This is a genomic window from Vibrio harveyi NBRC 15634 = ATCC 14126 = KCTC 12724 (genome assembly GCF_001591145.1).
GTDB classification, from domain to species: Bacteria; Pseudomonadota; Gammaproteobacteria; order Enterobacterales; family Vibrionaceae; genus Vibrio; species Vibrio harveyi.
The window spans coordinates 13194-34560 of record NZ_BCUF01000004.1 but is presented as its reverse complement, the minus strand read 5'-3'; the positions used below and the strand labels follow the sequence as shown (position 1 = coordinate 34560).

21 protein-coding genes and 1 other RNA gene are annotated in these 21367 nt (G+C 45.4%); 16 read left to right on the top strand and 6 right to left on the bottom strand.

Annotated elements, in window-relative coordinates; genetic code table 11:
• Nucleotides 1-94: 94 nt before the first annotated feature.
• Together VHA02S_RS03160 and zapG are read right to left on the bottom strand one after the other, a co-directional pair.
• The gene (locus VHA02S_RS03160) at nt 95-1462 is read right to left on the bottom strand and encodes a Do family serine endopeptidase (RefSeq protein WP_005447751.1); all 1368 of its coding nucleotides are present in this window, start codon (nt 1460-1462) and stop codon (nt 95-97) included.
• A gap of 218 nt (nt 1463-1680) precedes the next feature.
• On the bottom strand, nt 1681-2124 hold the full coding sequence (gene zapG, locus VHA02S_RS03150; RefSeq protein ID WP_005447760.1) for a Z-ring associated protein ZapG: 444 nt from the start codon (nt 2122-2124) through the stop codon (nt 1681-1683).
• 196 nt (nt 2125-2320) lie between these two features.
• Here zapG and zapE point away from each other — a divergent pair, with 196 nt between their 5' ends.
• The 8 genes from zapE to sspB all read left to right on the top strand — a co-directional run bounded on the left by zapE (nt 2321) and on the right by sspB (nt 8883).
• Nucleotides 2321-3424: a cell division protein ZapE gene (zapE, locus tag VHA02S_RS03145; RefSeq protein ID WP_005447762.1), complete on the top strand. Its 1104-nt coding sequence runs from the start codon at nt 2321-2323 to the stop codon at nt 3422-3424.
• 254 nt (nt 3425-3678) lie between these two features.
• Nucleotides 3679-4107, top strand: a complete 429-nt coding sequence (gene rplM / locus VHA02S_RS03140; protein ID WP_005372872.1) for a 50S ribosomal protein L13 — start codon at nt 3679-3681, stop codon at nt 4105-4107.
• A gap of 15 nt (nt 4108-4122) precedes the next feature.
• Nucleotides 4123-4515, top strand: a complete 393-nt coding sequence (gene rpsI, locus VHA02S_RS03135; protein WP_005436094.1) for a 30S ribosomal protein S9 — start codon at nt 4123-4125, stop codon at nt 4513-4515.
• A 547-nt stretch (nt 4516-5062) separates the two neighbouring features.
• Nucleotides 5063-5653, top strand: a complete 591-nt coding sequence (gene petA / locus VHA02S_RS03130) for a ubiquinol-cytochrome c reductase iron-sulfur subunit (protein WP_005436095.1) — start codon at nt 5063-5065, stop codon at nt 5651-5653.
• A complete protein-coding gene (locus VHA02S_RS03125; RefSeq protein WP_005447764.1) occupies nt 5653-6918 on the top strand; it encodes a cytochrome b in 1266 nt (421 codons plus the stop codon). Before petA ends, VHA02S_RS03125 begins: the two co-directional genes overlap by 1 nt.
• Nucleotides 6915-7652, top strand: coding sequence for a cytochrome c1 (locus VHA02S_RS03120; RefSeq protein ID WP_038897789.1), 738 nt, complete (start codon nt 6915-6917; stop codon nt 7650-7652). Before VHA02S_RS03125 ends, VHA02S_RS03120 begins: the two co-directional genes overlap by 4 nt.
• Before the next feature lie 96 nt (nt 7653-7748).
• On the top strand, nt 7749-8384 hold the full coding sequence (gene sspA, locus VHA02S_RS03115; protein WP_005436105.1) for a stringent starvation protein SspA: 636 nt from the start codon (nt 7749-7751) through the stop codon (nt 8382-8384).
• Between the two features lie 19 nt (nt 8385-8403).
• On the top strand, nt 8404-8883 hold the full coding sequence (gene sspB / locus VHA02S_RS03110; protein WP_005447768.1) for a ClpXP protease specificity-enhancing factor: 480 nt from the start codon (nt 8404-8406) through the stop codon (nt 8881-8883).
• Nucleotides 8884-8947: 64 nt separating this feature from the next.
• On the opposite strand, the gene VHA02S_RS03105 is transcribed toward sspB, so the two are convergent.
• Genes VHA02S_RS03105 through VHA02S_RS03090 form a run of 4 tightly spaced genes read right to left on the bottom strand, consistent with a single transcriptional unit; the run spans nt 8948 to nt 12372 of the window.
• Nucleotides 8948-9589: a BON domain-containing protein gene (locus VHA02S_RS03105; protein WP_005447770.1), complete on the bottom strand. Its 642-nt coding sequence runs from the start codon at nt 9587-9589 to the stop codon at nt 8948-8950.
• Nucleotides 9590-9611: 22 nt separating this feature from the next.
• Nucleotides 9612-10202 carry a phosphoheptose isomerase gene (locus VHA02S_RS03100; protein ID WP_005447772.1) on the bottom strand — a complete coding sequence of 197 codons (591 nt, stop codon included), beginning with the start codon at nt 10200-10202 and terminating at the stop codon, nt 9612-9614.
• 3 nt (nt 10203-10205) lie between these two features.
• Nucleotides 10206-10574, bottom strand: coding sequence for a YraN family protein (locus VHA02S_RS03095; protein WP_038897790.1), 369 nt, complete (start codon nt 10572-10574; stop codon nt 10206-10208).
• Nucleotides 10561-12372: a penicillin-binding protein activator gene (locus VHA02S_RS03090; RefSeq protein WP_009697603.1), complete on the bottom strand. Its 1812-nt coding sequence runs from the start codon at nt 12370-12372 to the stop codon at nt 10561-10563. Before VHA02S_RS03090 ends, VHA02S_RS03095 begins: the two co-directional genes overlap by 14 nt.
• A 68-nt stretch (nt 12373-12440) precedes the next feature.
• On the opposite strand from VHA02S_RS03090, the gene rsmI reads away from it, so the two are divergent.
• From rsmI to mraY, 8 genes are all read left to right on the top strand, one after another.
• On the top strand, nt 12441-13304 hold the full coding sequence (gene rsmI / locus VHA02S_RS03085) for a 16S rRNA (cytidine(1402)-2'-O)-methyltransferase (RefSeq protein WP_005447783.1): 864 nt from the start codon (nt 12441-12443) through the stop codon (nt 13302-13304).
• Nucleotides 13305-13660: 356 nt separating this feature from the next.
• An RNA gene (gene rnpB, locus VHA02S_RS03080) (RNase P RNA component class A) lies at nt 13661-14114 on the top strand.
• Between the two features lie 176 nt (nt 14115-14290).
• Complete coding sequence (gene rsmH / locus VHA02S_RS03075; protein ID WP_005447784.1) at nt 14291-15241, top strand: 16S rRNA (cytosine(1402)-N(4))-methyltransferase RsmH; 951 nt, start codon at nt 14291-14293, stop codon at nt 15239-15241.
• Between the two features lie 5 nt (nt 15242-15246).
• Nucleotides 15247-15564, top strand: a complete 318-nt coding sequence (gene ftsL, locus VHA02S_RS03070; protein ID WP_005428577.1) for a cell division protein FtsL — start codon at nt 15247-15249, stop codon at nt 15562-15564.
• On the top strand, nt 15561-17366 hold the full coding sequence (locus tag VHA02S_RS03065) for a peptidoglycan glycosyltransferase FtsI (RefSeq protein WP_005447785.1): 1806 nt from the start codon (nt 15561-15563) through the stop codon (nt 17364-17366). The genes ftsL and VHA02S_RS03065 overlap by 4 nt, the downstream gene beginning before the upstream one ends.
• A gap of 62 nt (nt 17367-17428) precedes the next feature.
• A complete protein-coding gene (gene murE, locus VHA02S_RS03060) occupies nt 17429-18904 on the top strand; it encodes a UDP-N-acetylmuramoyl-L-alanyl-D-glutamate--2,6-diaminopimelate ligase (protein ID WP_038897792.1) in 1476 nt (491 codons plus the stop codon).
• Nucleotides 18905-18906: 2 nt separating this feature from the next.
• Complete coding sequence (locus VHA02S_RS03055; RefSeq protein ID WP_038897794.1) at nt 18907-20271, top strand: UDP-N-acetylmuramoyl-tripeptide--D-alanyl-D-alanine ligase; 1365 nt, start codon at nt 18907-18909, stop codon at nt 20269-20271.
• Nucleotides 20271-21353: a phospho-N-acetylmuramoyl-pentapeptide-transferase gene (gene mraY, locus VHA02S_RS03050; protein WP_005447790.1), complete on the top strand. Its 1083-nt coding sequence runs from the start codon at nt 20271-20273 to the stop codon at nt 21351-21353. Before VHA02S_RS03055 ends, mraY begins: the two co-directional genes overlap by 1 nt.
• Nucleotides 21354-21367: the final 14 nt, after the last annotated feature.

The window sequence follows — 21367 nt, the reverse complement described above, 5'->3', positions numbered from 1 at the left end:
CATACGAGGTAAAGTGTTCGAGCGTTATCACGAATATCGATGTGGTTAACGCACGTTTACTTCAGCCTACGTGATTGCTGTTAACTCAACACGATTAGCGGATAACGAGGTAAACCGTTCGATCGCCGCGTTGAACGTTGATCGCCAGTACACCTTGATGCTTCTCTACAATCGCACGTAACTCCGCTAAGTTCTTCACGCGTTTACGGTTTACACCAATAATAATGTCGCCTTCTGCCAACTGATATTGTGCTGCTGGCGAGTTCTCAGCAACGCTTGTTACCTTCACACCTTGGATAGAATCACTTGGTGTCGTATTGCTAAGTTCAGCGCCTTTGAGCCCTTCATGTAGAGTCTCAGCCTTCGCTTTGACATTGGTTGATTCTCCCAAGGTCACATCAAAGCTCTTCTTCTTACCGTCTCGGACAACGCCAAGCGTGACTTTTTTACCAGCCCCTAAGGTTGCGACTTTCGCGCGAAGCTCGGCGAACGTATCAATCGCTTTGCCATTAATCGAAACGATGACATCACCAGCTTTTAGACCAGCCTTGTCAGCGGCACTGTCCGGAACCACTTGACTAACAAAGGCACCTTTACTTGATTCATAGCCCAGAGCTTCTGCCAACTCAGAAGTGACTTCACCACCTTGAACACCAAGCATGCCGCGTTTTACTTCACCAAACTCCAAGATTTGATCAGTTAGGTTTTTCATCATGTTGGACGGAATCGCAAAGCCAATACCGACGTTGCCTCCGTTTGGACCAAGAATTGCGGTATTGATGCCGATCAGTTCACCATTGAGATTAACCAAAGCGCCACCGGAGTTACCACTGTTAATTGCTGCATCGGTTTGAATGAAGTTTTCAAAGTTTTCGACATTTAAGCCGCTTCGACCCAGTGCAGAAACGATGCCGGATGTCACTGTCTGACCTAGACCAAACGGGTTACCAATGGCTACGGTAAAATCACCTACGCGTAGTTTATCTGAATCCGCGACTTTAATTTGTGTCAGGTCTTTTGCTTTTTCGAGCTTAAGCAAGGCAATGTCTGACATCTCGTCTCCGCCGACGAGTTCTGCATCGTACTCTCTACCATCATATAGACGGACACGAATGTCATCAGCGCCTTTGATAACGTGATAGTTCGTTACGATTTGACCTTTCTTAGCGTCAATAATGACACCAGAACCTAAACCTCGGAACGGACGCTCACGAGTTTGTTCTGTCGGGAAATCAGGACCAAAGAAGAACTGAAACTGCTCTGGAATACGACTGGTTTGAACTTGTTTGCCTTCGACCGCAATACTCACAACCGCAGGGGTTACTTTTTCGAGCATTGGGGCAAGACTAGGTAACTGCTCCCCATCCACACTGAGTGGAAGCGCCGCTGTTGCGGTGACTGGGGTGATGATTGAACCCAAGCTTAAAGATAGAACGGTTAACGCAAGCAATGGTTTTTTCATCCAATAACTCCTCTTGAAACGGGTCTGCCAAAAAAGAAATATCCGAATGCTTTGTCTCTTATTGATAGTAATTAATATAGGGACGAATTCGGACAATCAAAACGTGGCGGCAGCACACAAGTTGTTAGAGATGAGTTGCTTAAGAAAAGTTCAACAAGGGTCAATACAAATTGATAAGAAATGTGAATGTATTGACCCAATTAGGCAGGATAAGGGGATTAAGACGCTTTCGCTGTGACTGCTTCAGGTGCGTCGATGATTTCTTTTTCCTGATCTTTTAAAAGACCAGTTGCGCCGTTGGCATAGTCTTTTGGTTGTTCATTGACGTCTGATTGATCCTCTTCGACTTTATCAGATGACATTGCAGTCTTCTTATCGAATGGATTGTCTTGCTCAGGCAAGTTTGGCAGAAGTTCAGAAGACGTCTTCGCCATGTGCTGGTATAGCTTGGTATAATCTTTACCTAAGGTGTCCAGCATTTCTGCAGTTTGTGCAAAGTGATCGACGAGCTCTTGACGTTGTTGCTCTAGTTCAAATTTGGCTGCTTCCAGCTCTTTTTGCACAGACTTTTGTTTTTTGTATTCGGGGGTGGTTAGTCTACTAATGACTACGCCTACGATTGTACCGACCAGCAAACCCACAATGGCATAAATCCAAGGCATAACTGCTCCTTATAGTTGTTTTAACAAGTCTTTTACTACTTAGTTACACGCGGTGCTTGTCCATGTTACTATGGCTTGAACAGCCGATAAAGAAAAATAGCGGTAAGTCTTCGGGGACTGATATCTACCTCTCTCTATGCTCAACGCTGACCCCGAGGTGACAATTTTTTCTGTACCTCTGATACGACTCTATACCATGACACCATTAAAACGATACCAACAAGACATAGCAGAGCATGGATTCCAGCGTGATGAAGCCCAATATAACGCTGTCGTTGCTTTAGACAATCTTTACCATGCGATTGCAGAGTTTCAGTCTGCGCCTATTCCTCAGCTTAGCACTTGGCAGAAATTACTTGGTAAAAAGCCAGAATTACCAGAACCGCCGAAAGGGCTCTACTTTTGGGGTGGTGTTGGGCGTGGTAAAACTTATCTTATGGATGCGTTTTTTGACGCGTTGCCTACAGAACGAAAGATGCGAGTGCATTTTCACCGCTTTATGTATCGAGTCCATGATGAGCTCAAGCGGTTAGGGGAAGTTGAAAATCCACTGTCAAAAGTCGCTGACTTATTCAAAAAAGAAGCGGATGTGGTCTGCTTCGATGAGTTTTTTGTTTCTGACATTACCGATGCGATGATTTTAGCGACATTGCTGCAAGAGATGTTTAAACGCCAGATGATTTTGGTTGCAACATCCAACATTGAACCTGAAAACTTGTACCGTAATGGCTTACAACGGGCGCGCTTCTTACCAGCGATAGACATGATCATTCAGCGCTGTGACGTGCTTAATGTCGACAGTGGAGTGGATTACCGTCTAAGAACGCTGCAACAAGCTGAAATCTACCATTATCCGCTAGATGAACAAGCGTCCGTCAATCTCAATAAGTACTACCACCAGTTGATTGGCGAAAGAAAGGTCGCAGCACACAGCATTGAAGTAAATCATCGTGAAGTTAAAGTAATTGAAGCAAGTGATGGCGTGCTACATGCGTCTTTTGAGCAACTTTGCCAGACACCACGCAGTCAGAATGACTATATTGAACTGTCGCGTATTTACCATACGGTATTGTTGGCAGAGGTGAAGCAGATGGATCGTAAGATTGATGATGCAGCAAGACGTTTTATCGCTTTAGTCGATGAATTTTACGAACGTAACGTGAAACTGATTATTTCTGCAGAAGTCTCGATGGAGTCTCTGTATACGCAAGGGCAGTTAGAGTTCGAATTTAAACGTTGTTTGTCTCGATTGACTGAGATGCAAAGCCATGAATACCTCGCTAGAGAGCATCTGGCGTAAAAATCGACAACTCATCTTAAAAAAGTGAAGAAAAAATTCGTGATTTAACGCAAAAAAAGGTGATTTTTTCTTCGCTCTTCTCTATAATCCTGCGACCCACCGTTACTGCAGACCTGATTATCGAAGTTATTTCGACATAGAAGGTCGAGAGTACCAACGACTCGAAGGGGTGATGACTGGGCTCTTAGACAGTGTGGGAGCACTATTGGGTGTTCCTTTAAAGTTTAAATTTTAATTAACGGGTTATTATTAGCATGAAAACTTTCGTTGCTAAACCAGAAACTGTAAAACGCGACTGGTACGTTGTAGACGCAGAGGGTAAAACTCTTGGCCGTCTAGCAAGTGAAATTGCATCTCGCCTACGTGGCAAACACAAAGCTGAATACACTCCTCACGTTGACACTGGTGATTACATCATCGTTATCAACGCTGAGAAAGTTGCTGTAACTGGTAACAAAGCTAAGAACAAAGTGTACTACCGTCACTCTGAATTCCCAGGTGGTCTAAAATCTATCACTTTTGAAAAGTTGATCGATCGTAAACCTGAGATGGCTCTTGAGCTTGCAGTTAAAGGCATGCTTCCACGTGGTCCTCTAGGCCGTGCTATGTACCGTAAGCTTAAAGTTTACGCGGGCGCTGAGCACAACCATGTTGCTCAACAACCACAAGTACTAGACATCTAATTGGGGATTTCGAAAATGGCAGAGAATCAATACTACGGCACTGGCCGTCGCAAAAGCTCAGCTGCGCGTGTTTTCATCAAACCAGGCAGCGGCAACATCGTAATCAACAAGCGTAGCCTTGATGAGTACTTCGGTCGTCCAACTTCTCGCATGGTTGTTAAACAACCTCTTGAGCTAGTTGAACTAACTGAGAAGCTAGACCTATACGTTACTGTTAAAGGTGGCGGTATTTCTGGTCAAGCTGGTGCTATCCGTCACGGTATCACTCGCGCTCTTATGGAGTACGATGAGTCTCTACGTCCTACTCTACGTGCAGCTGGTTACGTTACTCGTGACGCTCGTTGCGTTGAACGTAAGAAAGTTGGTCTACGTAAAGCACGTCGTCGTCCACAGTTCTCTAAGCGTTAATTTCCTTTTATCGGAAATTATGCTGTTCCAGAGTTTCTCTGGATACTGTGTACCAAAGCTCGGCTATATGCCGAGCTTTTTGTTTTTCTAACGCGTGGAAAAGCGTTTTTTCATTTCATATCGAACTTCACATCGCCACTTAATATCCTCGCAACATTTGAATGTTTTATCTGCACTTTTTCTGGATTTATTCGTGCTACAAGACGGAGATAACAAAAGTGGGGAGTCCCTTCACATTCTTGACATATCTTTCTATGTAATCGACTGAAAACAGCCGGAATACAAGGCTTTTTATCCCATTCTTAGCCATTCTTCGTTTCGCTTTCTTGTTACAAATCACATCTATTTTTTATAATTTTGCCGCTTTTGTGACGGCGTGAGCGATTTGCCTCACAATTGTTACAAAAAGGTAGCTTTATCTTGTCAAAAAGTAGGGTTTTCTTTATCATTTCCCCCCAATAAATAGAACTAAATTCATTATTTGTTAGCCATGCTCTTATAAGCGGAATAATAACGATCCAAAGGGAGCAAATGGGAGAATGTTTGGATGAGCAACGCGCCTTTAAATAACGGTCGCAGGCGTTTTCTAACCGCTACAACGGCAGTTGTTGGTGGATTAGGGGCAGCTGCCGTCGCCGTGCCTTTTATCAAATCATGGAATCCGAGCGCCAAAGCAAAAGCTGCGGGTGCACCGGTGGAAGTGGATATCAGTAAAATCGAAGCTGGTCAGATGGTTCGTGTTGAGTGGCAAGGTAAGCCTGTATGGGTTGTACGTCGCACTCAAGAAGTGGTGGATAACCTAAAGAACATCGACGGACAGCTTCGTGACCCACAATCAGAAATGGAACAACAGCCAGTTTATGCTCAGAACGCGCATCGTTCGATCAAGCCTGAGTATTTCGTGGCAGTTGGCTTCTGTACTCACTTAGGTTGTTCACCGACCTATCTACCTGACACGTTCTCTGAGCAAGTTCAAGGCGTTAAGTCTGGCTTCTTCTGTCCATGTCACGGTTCTAAATTCGATATGGCTGGTCGAGTGTTCCAAGGTGTTCCTGCACCTCTGAACCTTGTGGTTCCTAAGCACATGTACTTGAGTGATACGAAGCTCATGATCGGTGTTGATGAGGGAGACGCATAATGCAAGCACTACTAGACTGGGTTGAAAAACGAATTCCCGCGATGAATGCTTATAAAAAGCATTTGTCTGAATACCCAATGCCTAAGAACTTCAACTTTTGGTACCTTTTCGGTTCTCTGGCAATGTTGGTACTGGTTAACCAAATCCTAACCGGTATTTGGTTAACAATGAACTACGTTCCTTCTGGTGATGGTGCGTTTGCTTCTATCGAATACATCATGCGTGACGTTGATTACGGCTGGTTGCTGCGTTACATGCACTCAACTGGCGCGTCAGCGTTTTTCGTTGTTGTTTACTTGCACATGTTCCGTGGTCTGATTTACGGTTCATACCAAAAACCTCGTGAGCTACTTTGGATCTTCGGTATGTTGATCTTCTTGGTTCTAATGGCTGAAGCTTTCATGGGTTACCTATTACCATGGGGTCAGATGTCATACTGGGGTGCTCAGGTAATCATTTCTCTATTTGGTGCGATTCCTGTTATTGGCGATGACTTAACGCTTTGGATCCGTGGTGACTACATCATCTCAGGTGCAACGCTAAACCGTTTCTTCGCACTACACGTTATTGCGCTGCCTATCGTTCTACTTCTTCTTGTTGTTCTGCACGTATTGGCACTACACGAAGTTGGCTCTAACAACCCGGATGGTATCGAGACTAAGCTACCAAAAGGCTCAATGGGCGACGATTACGAAACACAGTTCAAGTTCCACGATTACTACACGAAGAAATACGACATCATCGATTCGATTCCTTTCCATCCATACGGTACGGTTAAGGACCTAGTTGGTGTGGCTGGTTTCTTGTTCTTCTTCTGTTATGTGCTGTTCTTCAACCCAGAAATGGGTGGATACTTCCTTGAGCCACCTAACTTTGAAGCTGCAAACCCACTGAAGACACCTGAGCATATCGCTCCTGTTTGGTACTTCACACCATTCTACGCAATCTTACGTGCGGTTCCAGACAAGCTATTGGGTGTAATCCTAATGGGTGCGTCAATTGCAGTACTGTTTGTTCTACCTTGGTTGGATCGTTGTAAAGTTCGTTCTTACCGTTACCGCAGCAAAATTCACCTATTGAATATTGTTCAGTTCACTATCGCCTTTATCGCTCTGGGTATTTTGGGTGCACTACCGGCAACGCCGCTGTACACGCTTTTGTCTCAGATCTTTAGCTTGTGTTACTTCATGTTCTTTGTCCTGCTGTTCTTCTACAGCAAAAATGAAGCGACCAAACCATTACCAGAGAGGGTGACATTCAAATGAAGAAGTGGATTGTAATTCTATTTGCTATGTTGCCATCTCTTGCGATGGCAGCGGGTGCCAACGTACCGCTAGACAAAGCGAGCGTGGATCTATCGGATAAAGCTTCGCTACAAAACGGCGCGAAGCTATTCATGAACTACTGTTTTGCTTGTCACTCAACGCAATACCAGCGTTACGAGCGAGTGGCAACAGACTTGGATATTCCTGTTGACCTAATGAAGGAAAACCTGATTTTCGACCCTGAAGCGAAAATTGGTGACCTTATGGTGAACGCAATGCCTGCAAAGCAAGCTGGTGATTGGTTTGGTGCTCCGCCACCGGATCTAACTCTTGTTGCTCGAGTTCGTGGTGCAGATTGGCTGTACACTTACCTACGCTCTTTCTATGTTGACCCATCACGTCCGTTTGGTGTGAACAACATTGTATTCCCAAGCGTTGGTATGCCACATGTACTTGAAGAGCTTCAAGGCATTCCTACTCCAGTCTACGGCACGAAAGTGGTTGATGGTGAGGAAGTTCAGGTCGTTGTAGGTACTGAAACAGACGGTACTGGTGAGCTAAGCTCTGGCGAATATGACAAAGCGGTTGGTGACCTAGTTAACTTCCTAGTTTACTCAGGCGACCCAGTTCAACTAGAGCGTCATGCGCTTGGTTGGTGGGTGATGGGCTTCCTCGTTCTACTAACAATTGTTGTCGTGATGCTCAAGAAAGAGTATTGGCGTGATGTGCATTAATTGTGCTATCATACCGTGCTAATTCCCAATTTTAATTGACGAATAATGGAGGCTTAGCCTCCATTATTTTTATTTGTAAGTGTGCTGGAGGGCTCCATGGCTGTAGCTGCCAATAAACGTTCTGTGATGACTCTTTTCTCAAGTGCATCAGATTTGTATAGCCATCAGGTTCGCATCGTATTAGCTGAAAAAGGCGTAAGTGTTGAAGTTGAGCTTGTTGATGAAGCTAACCTTCCTGCTGAGCTTGTGGAACTGAACCCATACAAATCAGTACCAACTCTTGTGGACCGTGAGCTAGCTCTTTACGATTCAAAAATCATCATGGAGTACTTGGACGAGCGTTTCCCTCATCCACCTCTAATGCCTGTTTACCCAGTTGCTCGTGGTAACAGCCGTTTGATGATGTACCGTATTGAACGCAACTGGTACTCACTAGCTGAAAAAGTTGTTAAGGGTAACGCGGAAGAATCAGAAAAAGCACGTACTAAACTACGTAACGATCTTCTGACTCTAGCGCCAATCTTTGCTGAATACGAATACTTCATGAGCGAAGAGTTCAGCCTAATCGACTGCTACCTAGCTCCACTATTGTGGCGTCTGCCTCAACTAGGTATCGACCTTGTAGGTCCTGGTTCAAAAGAGATCAAAGTTTACATGAACCGCGTATTTGAGCGTGATTCATTCCTTGCTTCTCTAACTGAAGCTGAACGTGAAATGCGCCTAGTTCGCTAAGCGATTTAGATAACACGTTATGGATATTGCAAAAATGACTGCTCGCCGTCCGTATATGCTTCGTGCATTTTACGATTGGTTGGTAGACAACGACTTAACTCCTCACTTGGTGGTTGATGCAACGATGCCGGGTGTGCGTGTACCAGTTGAGTTTATTCAAGATGGTCAAATCATCTTGAATATTGCTCCACGTGCTGTTGGTCAACTTGAGTTGGGTAATGATGCGATTACCTTCCATGCTCGTTTTAGTGGTCGACCTCATTCAGTGATCGTACCGGTTTATGCGGTACAAGCGATTTACGCTCGAGAGAATGGTGCTGGCACCATGTTTGAACCTGAAGAAGCGTACACTCATATCGAAGAAGAAGGGATTGTTGAAGAAGAACAGTCACCAACTTTTACTACCGTGAGTGATGATTCAGAAGTCATGGACTCGGAGTCTGAAGAGGAAGAAGCTCCTCGTCCGAAAGGCAGACCAAGCTTACGAGTTATCAAATAAAAAAAAGCAGCGTGCCCACGCTGCTTTTTTATTATCTGCTAAGTTGTATTAAACAACTGTCTAGCTAGTTCACTTGAGAGCCTAATTCAGTGACTGTTGCTTCAGGCTGTGTTGTTTCTGGTTCTTCCACTTTTAATGGCTTTTCATCACCATATTGGAAGCCTTTAATCACTTGTTTTACGCCTGAGATATTACGTGCAATCTCTGTTGCTCGATCGCTTTGTTGTGGCGTGACGTAACCAAACAAGAATACATCGCTGTCTTCAGTAATCACTTTTACTTTGATGCCATTTAACTCGCTATCAGTCAGTAATGCTGATTTAACCTTGGTGGTGATCCAGCTATCGTTGCTGATTTGAGTTACGCTCAATGGTTCTTTTTGTTTGATCTGGTTATGGATATTTTTCACACCACTTACAGCACGAGCTCGACGTTCAAACTCATTAATCAGTTCGCGAGTTGGGGCTTGCCCCATTAATACAACAGTCCCATTGTATGAACTCGCAACGACGCGAGCTTTTCCTTTGAATGGTGCTTTATTGCCAATCGCTGCAACTTCAAATTCGATGTTGTTGTCTTGCCAAATTTCTTTGGTTGTACGTGTATCTGTAACGATATTGGCAGTAGTTGCTGCCCCTGCAATAAACAAACCCGCACAGCCACTCATGCTGAGTGCTGCAAATAAAATGACAAGACTACGTATCATATTTCTAAACTCTCAATTTCAATTATTCTTCGTGAGCAGGGAAAAGAACTTGGTCGATGAGGTCACACAAGCAATGAAGGGTGACCATATGTACTTCATGGATGCGTGCTGTTCGATGTGATGGAATGCGAATCTCCACATCATTTTCACCAAGCAAGCCAGCCATTTCACCGCCATCTTTACCAGTAAGAGCAATGATCGTCATATCGCGAGTTACCGCGGCTTCCATTGCTTTGATGATGTTTTTGCTGTTACCACTGGTAGAGATTGCGAGCAAGATGTCGCCCGGCTGACCAAAAGCGCGTACTTGCTTGGAGAAGATCTCTTGGTAGTGGTAGTCATTGGCAACGGCAGTGAGCGTTGTGTTATCCGCCGTCAACGTCATTGCTGGTAGGCTAGGGCGCTCTGTTTCGAATCGGTTCAAAAGACAAGAGACAAATTGTTGTGAATTCGACGCACTGCCCCCGTTGCCACAGCATAGGATTTTATTGCCGTTGAGCAAGCTTGAAACCATTGCCTGAGCAGCGTGAGTAATTGCATCTGGTAGTGCTTCTGCTGCAGCGATTTGAATTTGAATACTTTCTGTAAAACTGTCTTTAATGCTGTCTAGCATCGTTTATCCTTCAGAGATTGCATTTTGTATCCAGTTGATGTCTCGACCACTGTCGTGAATGGCAATAACATCAAACCGATAATCGATAGTGTGTGCCGAGCATTTTTGCTGGCTTAGCCAAATTTGAGCTGTTTTGACTAGTTTACGCATTTTTGCGTAGGTGACCATTTCTGCTGCAGAGCCAAAAGCATCATTCTTACGATATTTGACCTCAACAAAGATGATAGTTTCACCTTGTTGGAAAATTAAATCAATTTCGCCGACTTTCGTTAGGAAGTTTTGATCTAAAAAGCGCAAACCCTGACGCTGCAAATATCGCTTCGCCAGGGTTTCGTATTGATTGCCGATTTGTCGCTTACTAAAGAGCCCCACGCTCGGCCCAGTCTAACTCACGTTGTACTACACAGTTGTTGTTGATACTTAATACACCTGTTTGACCATCAACTGAGTAGCCCGGTAGTAACTTCATTTGCGGTAACTCACCAAGCAGTTTGTATGCGTCCATACCTAATGCTTCTAAGCGTTTTTCCATATTGGATTGATCTGGCCATAGCTCATTCATTTGTGTCGCGATGGTTGGATCTGGATTGATTAACATCGGAATGTCGCTGTACGCCACACCTGATAGATCTTCGTAAGTTGCGCCACCACTGTTACTGCGAGAGTTAGAGAACAACTTAGGTGGTTTTGCATCTGGGTTAATCGCGACTTCGATAAATGGCTTGATCAACGTCAGTTCGGAACTGCGTGCGACAATATATACCGCATCCACATCACGGCGACTACGAGGTTGGCTCTCTAAAGAGATGCGCATCAGAGACTGCATTTGTGCGATGCGTTGCTGACTCTCTTGTAAGCCAAATACACCATTAATGTTCTTTTGCAGTTGGCGTTTATCACCAAAGTAACTAGTCGCAACTTTGTTTGAGCTGTATTTGCTCCACTCTTCATTAAACGCTTCAACAACACGCTGACCATAAGCTCCGTTTGGCGCTAAGATCATTGGGAATTGGTAGCCTTGACTGAATAGGTACTTGGCTGCCTGTGCAACTTCTTGCTCTGGAGAAAGTGCTAGGTAACACATGTCTGTGCCAGCTTGCACTTCTTCTGGAATGTTGAGTGCCAACGTTGGAATTTTTACGCCAGTTTCGGAACCGTCTAATGTCGCTTGTAGCTTCTCTACGTTTTCTTTTTGTAGAGGACCAACGACAAAATCGATGTTCTCATTGATTAAGCGCTGTTTGATTTGATCGGCGCTGTAAGCGTGTGTATCAATTACCGTCAGCGTCGCACTTGGATCTCGTGCTTGGTCGTTCATCATCGCAAAGATGAAACCATCGCGGATCAGTTGTGCTTGCGGAGCAAATTTACCCGTTAGCGGTAACAGAAGCGCTGTGTTGTTTGGTTTCACAATCTCTAACGAGAGGATGTTTTGAATTTCTGCAGGAGTATAAACCGCTGCTGGATGTGAAGGGTTTTCACTTAACCAGTGCTCAAGCGTGTTTTTAAGCTGAGGAATATTGCTCGATAACGTTTTTGCATAGATCGCTAATTGTAGCCAACCATCTAGTACGTCTTCGCTTGGTTCAGTTTGCAATGCCGTCAGTTCATTTTCAGAGTAACTGCCGAAGTTCATCCAAATACGGCTAGAGATCTCACGTTGCTCTGCTGATGACGCGTATTGGCCTTCGGCTACCAATTGGCGGTTTGCTTCAAACGGTTGGTTTAAGCTTTGGTAAGCGTCCGCGCGCAACTCGTAGTAGTCTTTCCACTGTTCGCTTGGCAGTTTCCACCAAGGTTTAAAGTTCAGCCCTTGCAGCAATTGTGAGTATTTACCTTGCTTTTGCTGTAAGGTCGCACGAGCCAATTGCCACTCAGCCTGTTGAACTTCGCTCAGTTGCTGACGAGAAAGACGTTTGATTAACAGCTCAGCTTGGTCTAACTCATTTGCTTGGATTGCCGCTTTGGTTGCCATGATCAACCAGTCGTTTTGTAGGCTACCTTCGGTGCTATCAGCTTGAATCATGTAGTTCTGAACAGACTGTGTCGGCTCAAGTGTAATATCTACGCTATCTGGTTGTCGCGGACCTGAAGAACAGGCGGCGAGCGTAATTGCCAGTGCAACAGGAGTGAGTAAGCGTGGTACACTGAGTCTCTTATGGTTCATCATTGCCGTGAGTTCTCTATAATTTTGTACAAAATTGTCTCTATATTAATCGTTGAAGTGATGGTAAACAAATGACAGATAAAAATAAGTTGCCGAATGAGGGGCCAACTCTATACATCGTACCGACTCCAATCGGAAATTTAGCGGATATCACTCAACGTGCTATCGAAGTTCTGTCGAATGTGGACATCATTGCCGCTGAGGATACTCGACATACAGGCAAATTACTGTCTCACTTCAATATCCAAACCAAAACTTTTGCGCTGCATGATCACAACGAGCAACAAAAAGCACAAGTTCTAGTTGAAAAGCTACTGTCAGGTCAGTCTATCGCATTGGTTTCTGACGCTGGTACGCCGCTAATAAGCGATCCAGGATACCATTTGGTGACAAAATGTCGTCAAGCGGGCGTAAGAGTTGTGCCTCTTCCTGGTGCGTGTGCGGTCATCACTGCGTTAAGTGCTTCAGGTCTACCATCTGACCGATTCAGTTTCGAAGGCTTCTTACCACCGAAAAGTAAAGGTCGTAAAGACAAGTTCTTGGAGATTGCTTCTGTTGAACGTACTTGTATCTTCTACGAATCTCCGCATCGTATTTTAGACTCTCTACAAGATATGTTAGACGTTCTTGGTCCAGAACGTGAAGTGGTATTGGCTCGTGAACTAACCAAAACCTTTGAAACTATTCAAGGAATGCCTCTTGGTGAGTTGATTGAGTGGGTGAAGAGTGACGATAACCAACAACGTGGTGAGATGGTATTGCTGATTCATGGTCACCGAGATTCAACGGAAGAGAGCCTACCTGATGAAGCGACGCGTACATTGGGCATCTTGACTAAAGAGTTACCATTGAAGAAAGCCGCTGCGCTTGCCGCTGAAATCTACAGTTTGAAGAAGAATGCTTTATATAAGTGGGGCTTGGAGAATCTGGGTTAAAAGCTTCTAGAACGAACGCCGGCACTTTGGAAACGCTTCGCTTCTGGAGGTGAGACTCGAGAATATAGCGGTCTTAATCCTGCGCTCAGCTATCAATATATCCCAAGACGTTCATTTATCTTAAGTGAATTTCTGTCTGAAAGGAGAACCATCAACTCGGTTCTCCTTTTTATTTTCTAAGCTTACCTACAACGTTCTCTCTTCGGAGTATCGCGCTCCCGGTTCTCGAATCCGGCAACGCAATGTTCCCCAAATTTAAGTATTCTTGTTTGTTTTCTGAGCAATTAACATCCTCATTTCATCATATCTGTGATCTCACTAGACTCAGAAGGGATAACTCTATACAATCCGCCATCGGAGCTGACTGGGTAGTCGCTGCTTTGTTGATGTCCTTCGGGAGACTGACGTCGAAGTCCCTTCGGGAGACTGACGTCGAAGTCCCTTTGGGAGACTGACGTTGACGTCCTTCGGGAGACTGACAAAGGGGAGGAAAGTCCGGGCTTCATAGAGCAAGGTGCCAGGTAACGCCTGGGGGGCGCAAGCCTACGACAAGTGCAGCAGAGAGAAGACCGCCGATGGCCTTAGGGCACAGGTAAGGGTGAAAGGGTGCGGTAAGAGCGCACCGGACGACTAGTAATAGTTCGTAGCAGGGTAAACTCCACCTGAAGCAAGACCAAATAGGCCTCCACATTGCGTTGCTCGCGTAAGGAGGCGGGTAGGTTGCTCGAGCCAGTGAGTGATTGCTGGCCTAGACGAATGGCTACCGCCGCGCAAGCGGAACAGAACCCGGCTTATGTGTCGGCTCCACCTATTCGAGACCCATCCCTACTTCGGTAGTGATGGGTTTTTTGCATTTTATTGACGCAAACTATGTCATTACCAATAAACTTGGCGCTGAATCACGTCTAACTTTAGACTTGAGGTGGCGATGATGTGGGAAATCAGTACACTAAAGAATCGCTTCAAGATCATTCAACGAGAAAGCTATGACCGAAACATTTCAACATATCTCAGTGTTATTAAATGAATCCATTGATGGCTTGGCTATCAAACCCGATGGTATCTATATCGATGGAACATTTGGCCGTGGCGGTCACAGCCGAACTATCTTGTCGAAGCTCGGGGAGAATGGTCGTCTATACAGTATCGACCGTGATCCACAGGCTATCGCAGAAGCGAGCAAAATCGACGACCCTCGTTTTACCATCATTCATGGTCCATTTTCTGGTATGGCGAAGTATGCAGAAGAATACGGTTTAGTTGGTAAAGTTGACGGTGTCCTGCTTGATCTTGGCGTGTCTTCTCCACAGTTAGATGATGCTGAGCGTGGCTTTAGCTTTATGAAAGATGGTCCACTAGATATGCGTATGGACCCAACATCAGGTATCCCTGTTTCTCAATGGTTGATGGAAGCGGATTTGGATGACATTACTTGGGTCATTCGCGAGTTCGGTGAAGACAAACACGCACGTCGCATAGCGAAAGCGATCGTGGCATACCGCGAAGATGAAGAAAACGAGCCTATGGTTCGTACTGGTCAATTAGCTAAATTGATCTCGGATGCCGCTCCAAAGAGTTTCAAAGAGAAAAAACACCCAGCGACTCGTGCTTTTCAGGCGTTTCGTATTTACATCAACAGTGAATTAGAAGAAATTGATACAGCACTAAAAGGCGCTGCGAGCATCTTGGCTCCAGAGGGACGTTTATCAGTGATCAGTTTCCACTCTTTAGAGGACCGTATGGTAAAACGCTTTATTCGTAAAGAGAGTAAAGGTCCAGAAGTGCCACACGGTATTCCAATGACAGAAGAGCAAATTCGTGCTCTGGGTAGTGCAAACATGAAGCCTGTTGGTAAAGCAATCAAACCAACTAAGCAAGAAATTGACATGAACCCGCGTTCTCGAAGCTCAGTGCTAAGAATTGCAGAAAAGCTTTAATTATTATGACGAAAACCACTCCTAACCTTGCTAAGTTGATAGCGACGGATTTGATTACCGTCGGTCGCTGGTCGTTGTTGTTGATGATTTTGATCTTCGCAACCGCAATGGGAGTGGTGTTTGCAACCCACCATGCGCGTCAAGCGATCACTGAAAAAGATCATACATTGGTTGAGCGGGAGCGATTGGACAGCGAATGGCGCAACCTAATGTTGGAAGAAACAGCTCTCGCAGAACACAGTCGCGTTCAAGACTTGGCAAAGAAGGATCTTGAAATGAAACGACCAGATGGCGATAAAGAAGTGGTTATCACGCTAAAATGATTGGAAAGAAAGCCAAATCTAAACAAGGAAATACGCGCAAGTCTGCTGCAAAAGAAAAGAAAGTTTCTGCAGCAAAACCGCAACCCACCAAAGAAACAAAAGAAACAGAAGTAACGGCAGAACCAGAGTCATTTTTGATTCGCTGGCGTTTTCACTTGCTGCTGTTTTTTGTCTTCTGTGCCTTCGCTCTTCTCGTTGGGCGCGTGGCTTACATTCAAATCATCGAGCCAGACAACCTTATCAAGCAAGGTGATCTTCGTTCTATCCGTGTAAAAGCCATTCCTTCCGCGCGTGGGATCATCTCTGACCGTAACGGTGAACCGCTGGCAGTGAGCGTACCGGTAGAAGCCGTTTGGGCAGACCCGAAAACCATCTTTAAAGAAGGCGCACTGCAGCAAACTAAGAGTTGGTACGCACTTGCCGACGTGCTTGGCTTAGATCGCCAAGGTCTGATTAACAAAATTAAGAAGAACGAATCCCGCCGTTTTATTTACCTTCAACGTCAAGTAAGTCCAGCGATGGCGAACTACATTCGAGAGTTAAAGCTGCCGGGTGTGGGGTTGAAATCCGAATCTCGTCGTTACTATCCCGCAGGTGAAGTTAGTGCCCACTTAGTCGGTGTAACAGGCATTGATGGACATGGTTTAGAAGGTGTTGAACGTAGCTACGATGAATGGCTGACTGGCGCTGCGGGTAAGAAAACCATTCGTAAAGACCGTTATGGTCGTGTCGTCGAGAACATTGCTTTGGAAGAGAAGCAAGAAGGTAAGCCGCTGCAACTGACCATTGACCAAAGACTGCAAGCCATCGCGTATCGCGCAATTAAGCAAGCTGTAGCCGATCACCGTGCAACTTCCGGCTCTGCAGTAATGCTTGATGTAAAAACAGGTGCCGTGTTGGCGATGGTGAATGCGCCATCTTATAACCCAAATAACCGCAGCGACTGGCAAAGCTACAAGATGCGTAACCGAGTTATTACCGACTCAATGGAGCCTGGTTCGACGATTAAGCCATTCGTGATCTTAGCCGCTTTAGAAAATGGTGTGGCGGACAAAGATACGATCGTCGACACCGGAAATGGCATTCTTCAACTCGGTGGTAGCCGTGTTCGTGACGTGTCCAAAGTAGGTAAAGCAAGCCTGACCAAGATTTTGAAAAAATCGAGTAACATCGGTGTGACCAAGCTTGCGATGCGAATGCCAGTGGAAGCGTTATTGGGTTTGTATAGCTCTGTTGGTTTGGGCGAATTGTCCGGCTTGAACTTGGTTGGTGAGGTGACCGGTATTTTCCCAAGCCGCTCTCGTTGGTCTCCTATTGAGCGAGCAACGATTTCTTTTGGTTACGGCTTATCCATCACGCCAATTCAGCTTGCTCATGCGTACGCGACGCTAGGCAACTTAGGAAAATACGAACCAATTCATATTATCGAAAGTAACGATAACGATATGTCACGCCAAGTGGTGAGCAAAGAGCATGCTCGTCAAGTGTTAGATATGCTAGAGACGGTAACACAAAAAGGTGGTTCAGCTCGAAGAGCGGCTGTTCCAGGTTACCGAGTCGGGGCAAAAACCGGTACGTCACGTAAAGCGACAGCAGGTGGCTATAGTGATGAATACATTACGTATACCGCTGGTCTTGCGCCTGTGAGCGACCCGCGAATTGCGTTGGTAGTGATTGTGAATGAGCCACAAGGTGATGATTACTACGGTGGTTCAGTAGCGTCTCCTGTCTTTTCTGAAATCATGAAAGGTGCGCTGCAAATCTTGAATGTTGCCCCTGACGAAAATAAATTCCAACAGTAGGCTTATATAAGTCTGCTAAGAAACAAAATGAAGAAAGCTGAGCGCATGCTCGGAGAACATATATGACTAAAGCCATCAGTATGGACACGCTGCTTTCCGCTTGGGTAGATTGCCCTAGCTTGTCCTCTATCCTTGTCTCTGAATTGGAACTCGATAGCCGAAGAGTTCAATCTGGTACCACGTTTGTTGCCATTATCGGTCATGTTGTCGATGGACGTCAGTTTATCCCAACAGCAATTGAACAAGGAGCGAACGCGGTTATCGCTCAAGCCTGTGATGTAAAAGCGCATGGCTCGATTGAGATCATTAACGACGTACCAGTTGTTTATCTTGATGCATTAGACAAATGCTTATCTCAAATTGCGGGTCAGTTGTACCACTATCCAAATATGGAGCTGATTGGTGTCACAGGTACGAACGGAAAAACCACCATCACTCAACTGATTGCTCAGTGGATTGATTTAGTCGGTGCAAAAGCAGCGGTTATGGGTACAACGGGTAATGGTTTCCTTGATAACCTGCAAGAAGCTGCAAATACAACGGGCAACGCCGTTGAAATCCAAAAGACACTTGCTTCCCTCGCTGAGCAAAAAGCGCAATACACTGCGCTTGAGGTTTCTTCCCACGGTCTGATTCAAGGTCGTGTTAAGGCTCTGTCTTTCGCTGCGGGCGTATTTACTAACCTAAGCCGAGATCATCTAGACTACCACGGCACTATGGAAGAGTACGCTAAAGCTAAACTTACCCTATTTACAGCCCATCAATGCGAACACGCAATCATCAATGTAGACGATGTAGTCGGTGCAACTTGGGCGAAACAGCTTCCTAATGCTCTAGCCGTATCACTCAAACCAACGACAGATTTTGCGCATACAGTGTTTGCTAATCATATTGCTTATGCAGAATCAGGCATTACGATTGAGTTTAACGGCAAGTTTGGTGAGGGCACATTACATGCTCCGCTGATCGGAGAGTTTAATGCAGCGAACCTAATGTTGGCATTTACAACGTTGCTTAGCCTAGGTTTCGATAAACAGAGCTTGCTTGCAACGGCTGCACAGTTGCAGCCTGTACTTGGTCGAATGGAACTGTTTCAAGCGGAAGAGTGCGCGAAAGTGGTTGTGGATTATGCTCATACACCTGATGCTTTGGAAAAAGCGCTGCAAGCGCTTCGTGTTCATTGCCAAGGTAATCTTTGGGCGATCTTCGGTTGTGGGGGCGATCGTGATGCTGGAAAACGCCCAATGATGGCGGAAATTGCTGAACGTTTGGGTGATAAAGTGGTTCTGACGGATGACAATCCACGCAGTGAAGATCCGGCTCTTATCATGAAAGACATGCTGGTAGGGTTAACTAAGCCAGCTGATGCTATTGTGCAACATGACCGCTTCAAAGCACTGTCTTATGCACTTGAAAATGCCTCTTCTCAAGACATTATTCTTCTGGCTGGTAAAGGTCATGAAGACTATCAAGTTCTAAATTCTGGAACCATTCACTACTCTGACCGCGAGTCAGCCATGACATTATTGGGGCTTTGATCATGATCACCGTAACGCTTTCTCAAATTGCTGAAATCACAGGTGGTGAATTGGTTGGCAATGACGTTGCCATCGAATCTGTTTCTACTGATACTCGCACAATCGACCTAGGGGCACTGTTTGTTGCTTTAGTCGGTGAGCGTTTTGATGCTCATGATTTCTGTGAACAAGCCGTAGAGTCTGGTGCTGGGGCACTATTGGTGCAAAAAACACTTAATGTGAATGTGCCTCAAGTTGTTGTTGCTGATAGTAAGGTAGCATTGGGCGAAGTTGCTGCGTGGGTTCACCAATCATGTCAAACACCAACGGTTGCGATCACCGGAAGTTGTGGAAAAACCACAGTAAAAGAGATGGTCGCAAGTATCTTACAATTGAAAGGTCAGGTGTTATTTACTGCGGGTAACTTTAATAATGACATCGGCGTTCCGCTGACACTATTACGTTCGCAAAAAAACGATGACTACGCTGTGATTGAGCTTGGAGCAAACCACATTGGTGAGATTGCTTATACTACTCAATTAGTTAAACCCGATATGGCCCTTGTTAACAACGTAGCTGCAGCACACCTTGAAGGCTTTGGTTCGATTGATGGAGTGAAGCAAGCAAAAGGAGAGATCTACCAAGGGCTTTCCGCTGGTGGCGTCGCGATTGTGAACTTAGACAGTCATGGTGAAGCTAAGTGGGAGGGGGTTCTCGCTGATAAGAAGGTGATTACTTTCTCACAAAGCAACACAAACGCTGACTTTTATGCGACAAATATCGTGATGAACGCCGCAGGTGAAGCAAGCTTTGACTTACATATCGCCGCAGGTTCACAAGAAATTGAACTGTCTCTGGGTATTATTGGTCAACACAACGTGTCTAACGCAATTGCCGCTTCTATCATTGCACTGCAAATGGGAGCGACCTTAGAAGAGGTTCGAGCTGGTCTTAAGCATCTTAATAAAGTTAAAGGTCGTGTCGAAGTGGAAGAGCTGAGCGACAAGATCAAACTGATTGACGACAGCTACAACGCAAGTGTTCCCGCAATGAAGGCTGCTGTTGATTTGCTAGCGGCATTTCAAGGACAACGTTGGTTGATTTTAGGCAATATGGCGGAGTTGGGTGAGGAAAGTCTTGCACTTCATCGTCAAGTCGGGGAACATGCTGCCCCACAAAAATTTGAACATGTTCTCACGTATGGTGCAGATGCAAGGGTTATTAGCGAACTCTGCGACGGCATCCATTTTGAGACACATCAAGAGATGATTGACTACATCAAGCAGCATCTAGACCAAGCGGCTCCTGAGCATCACACGATGTTGGTGAAAGGGGCGAACGGTGCACGTATGTTTGAAGTCGCTGCTGCTTTGAAGGAGTATTATTAATGATTATTTGGCTTGCCGAGCTGCTACAGCCATACCTATCTTTTTTCCGATTGTTTGAATACCTCTCTTTTCGAGCAATCCTCAGCGTATTAACCGCTTTAGGTTTATCCCTATGGATGGGACCTATCATGATCAAGCGTCTACAGATGCTACAAATTGGTCAGGTTGTCCGTAACGAAGGTCCAGAATCCCACTTTAGCAAGCGTGGTACCCCAACGATGGGCGGTATCATGATTTTGGCAGCTATTTCTATCACCATTCTTTTGTGGACTGACTTATCAAACCCTTACGTATGGGCAGTACTAACCGTGTTGTTAGGTTATGGTGCGATTGGCTTTGTCGACGATTATCGTAAGGTCGTTCGTAAGAACACCGATGGTTTGATTGCTCGTTGGAAGTACTTCTGGCAGTCGTTGATTGCATTTGTTGTGGCGTTTGCGTTGTACGCTTATGGCAAAGACACAGCCGCTACTCAACTTGTTGTGCCATTTTTCAAAGACATCATGCCGCAACTTGGTTTCATGTACATTATCCTCACTTACTTTGTGATTGTGGGTACCAGTAATGCGGTAAACCTAACCGATGGTCTGGATGGCTTGGCAATTATGCCGACCGTTTTAGTCGCAGCCGGCTTTGCCGTGATTGCGTGGGCGACGGGTAACGTTAACTTCTCAGAATACCTCCACATTCCATATCTACCACACGCATCTGAGTTGGTAGTTGTATGTACGGCAATTGTTGGTGCGGGTCTTGGTTTCTTGTGGTTCAACACATACCCAGCGCAAGTGTTTATGGGTGATGTTGGTTCACTTGCTCTTGGTGGTGCGCTTGGTACGATCGCAGTACTTGTTCGTCAAGAGTTGGTATTGGTGATCATGGGTGGTGTGTTTGTAATGGAAACACTGTCGGTAATCCTACAGGTAGGTTCGTACAAGCTACGTGGTCAACGTATTTTCCGTATGGCACCGATTCACCATCACTACGAATTGAAAGGTTGGCCAGAGCCTCGCGTAATCGTGCGTTTCTGGATTATTTCTATGGTTCTTGTTCTGATTGGTCTAGCGACACTGAAAGTGCGTTAATCGCATTTTCCAAG

What these genes read in the sequence shown, in the direction of transcription:
- VHA02S_RS03160 (WP_005447751.1), bottom strand. Translation starts at nt 1,462, where the DNA reads ATGAAAAAACCATTGCTTGCGTTAACCGTTCTATCTTTAAGCTTGGGT.
- zapG (WP_005447760.1), bottom strand. Translation starts at nt 2,124, where the DNA reads ATGCCTTGGATTTATGCCATTGTGGGTTTGCTGGTCGGTACAATCGTA.
- zapE (WP_005447762.1), top strand. Translation starts at nt 2,321, where the DNA reads ATGACACCATTAAAACGATACCAACAAGACATAGCAGAGCATGGATTC.
- rplM (WP_005372872.1), top strand. Translation starts at nt 3,679, where the DNA reads ATGAAAACTTTCGTTGCTAAACCAGAAACTGTAAAACGCGACTGGTAC.
- rpsI (WP_005436094.1), top strand. Translation starts at nt 4,123, where the DNA reads ATGGCAGAGAATCAATACTACGGCACTGGCCGTCGCAAAAGCTCAGCT.
- petA (WP_005436095.1), top strand. Translation starts at nt 5,063, where the DNA reads ATGAGCAACGCGCCTTTAAATAACGGTCGCAGGCGTTTTCTAACCGCT.
- VHA02S_RS03125 (WP_005447764.1), top strand. Translation starts at nt 5,653, where the DNA reads ATGCAAGCACTACTAGACTGGGTTGAAAAACGAATTCCCGCGATGAAT.
- VHA02S_RS03120 (WP_038897789.1), top strand. Translation starts at nt 6,915, where the DNA reads ATGAAGAAGTGGATTGTAATTCTATTTGCTATGTTGCCATCTCTTGCG.
- sspA (WP_005436105.1), top strand. Translation starts at nt 7,749, where the DNA reads ATGGCTGTAGCTGCCAATAAACGTTCTGTGATGACTCTTTTCTCAAGT.
- sspB (WP_005447768.1), top strand. Translation starts at nt 8,404, where the DNA reads ATGGATATTGCAAAAATGACTGCTCGCCGTCCGTATATGCTTCGTGCA.
- VHA02S_RS03105 (WP_005447770.1), bottom strand. Translation starts at nt 9,589, where the DNA reads ATGATACGTAGTCTTGTCATTTTATTTGCAGCACTCAGCATGAGTGGC.
- VHA02S_RS03100 (WP_005447772.1), bottom strand. Translation starts at nt 10,202, where the DNA reads ATGCTAGACAGCATTAAAGACAGTTTTACAGAAAGTATTCAAATTCAA.
- VHA02S_RS03090 (WP_009697603.1), bottom strand. Translation starts at nt 12,372, where the DNA reads ATGATGAACCATAAGAGACTCAGTGTACCACGCTTACTCACTCCTGTT.
- rsmI (WP_005447783.1), top strand. Translation starts at nt 12,441, where the DNA reads ATGACAGATAAAAATAAGTTGCCGAATGAGGGGCCAACTCTATACATC.
- rsmH (WP_005447784.1), top strand. Translation starts at nt 14,291, where the DNA reads ATGACCGAAACATTTCAACATATCTCAGTGTTATTAAATGAATCCATT.
- ftsL (WP_005428577.1), top strand. Translation starts at nt 15,247, where the DNA reads ATGACGAAAACCACTCCTAACCTTGCTAAGTTGATAGCGACGGATTTG.
- VHA02S_RS03065 (WP_005447785.1), top strand. Translation starts at nt 15,561, where the DNA reads ATGATTGGAAAGAAAGCCAAATCTAAACAAGGAAATACGCGCAAGTCT.
- murE (WP_038897792.1), top strand. Translation starts at nt 17,429, where the DNA reads ATGACTAAAGCCATCAGTATGGACACGCTGCTTTCCGCTTGGGTAGAT.
- VHA02S_RS03055 (WP_038897794.1), top strand. Translation starts at nt 18,907, where the DNA reads ATGATCACCGTAACGCTTTCTCAAATTGCTGAAATCACAGGTGGTGAA.
- mraY (WP_005447790.1), top strand. Translation starts at nt 20,271, where the DNA reads ATGATTATTTGGCTTGCCGAGCTGCTACAGCCATACCTATCTTTTTTC.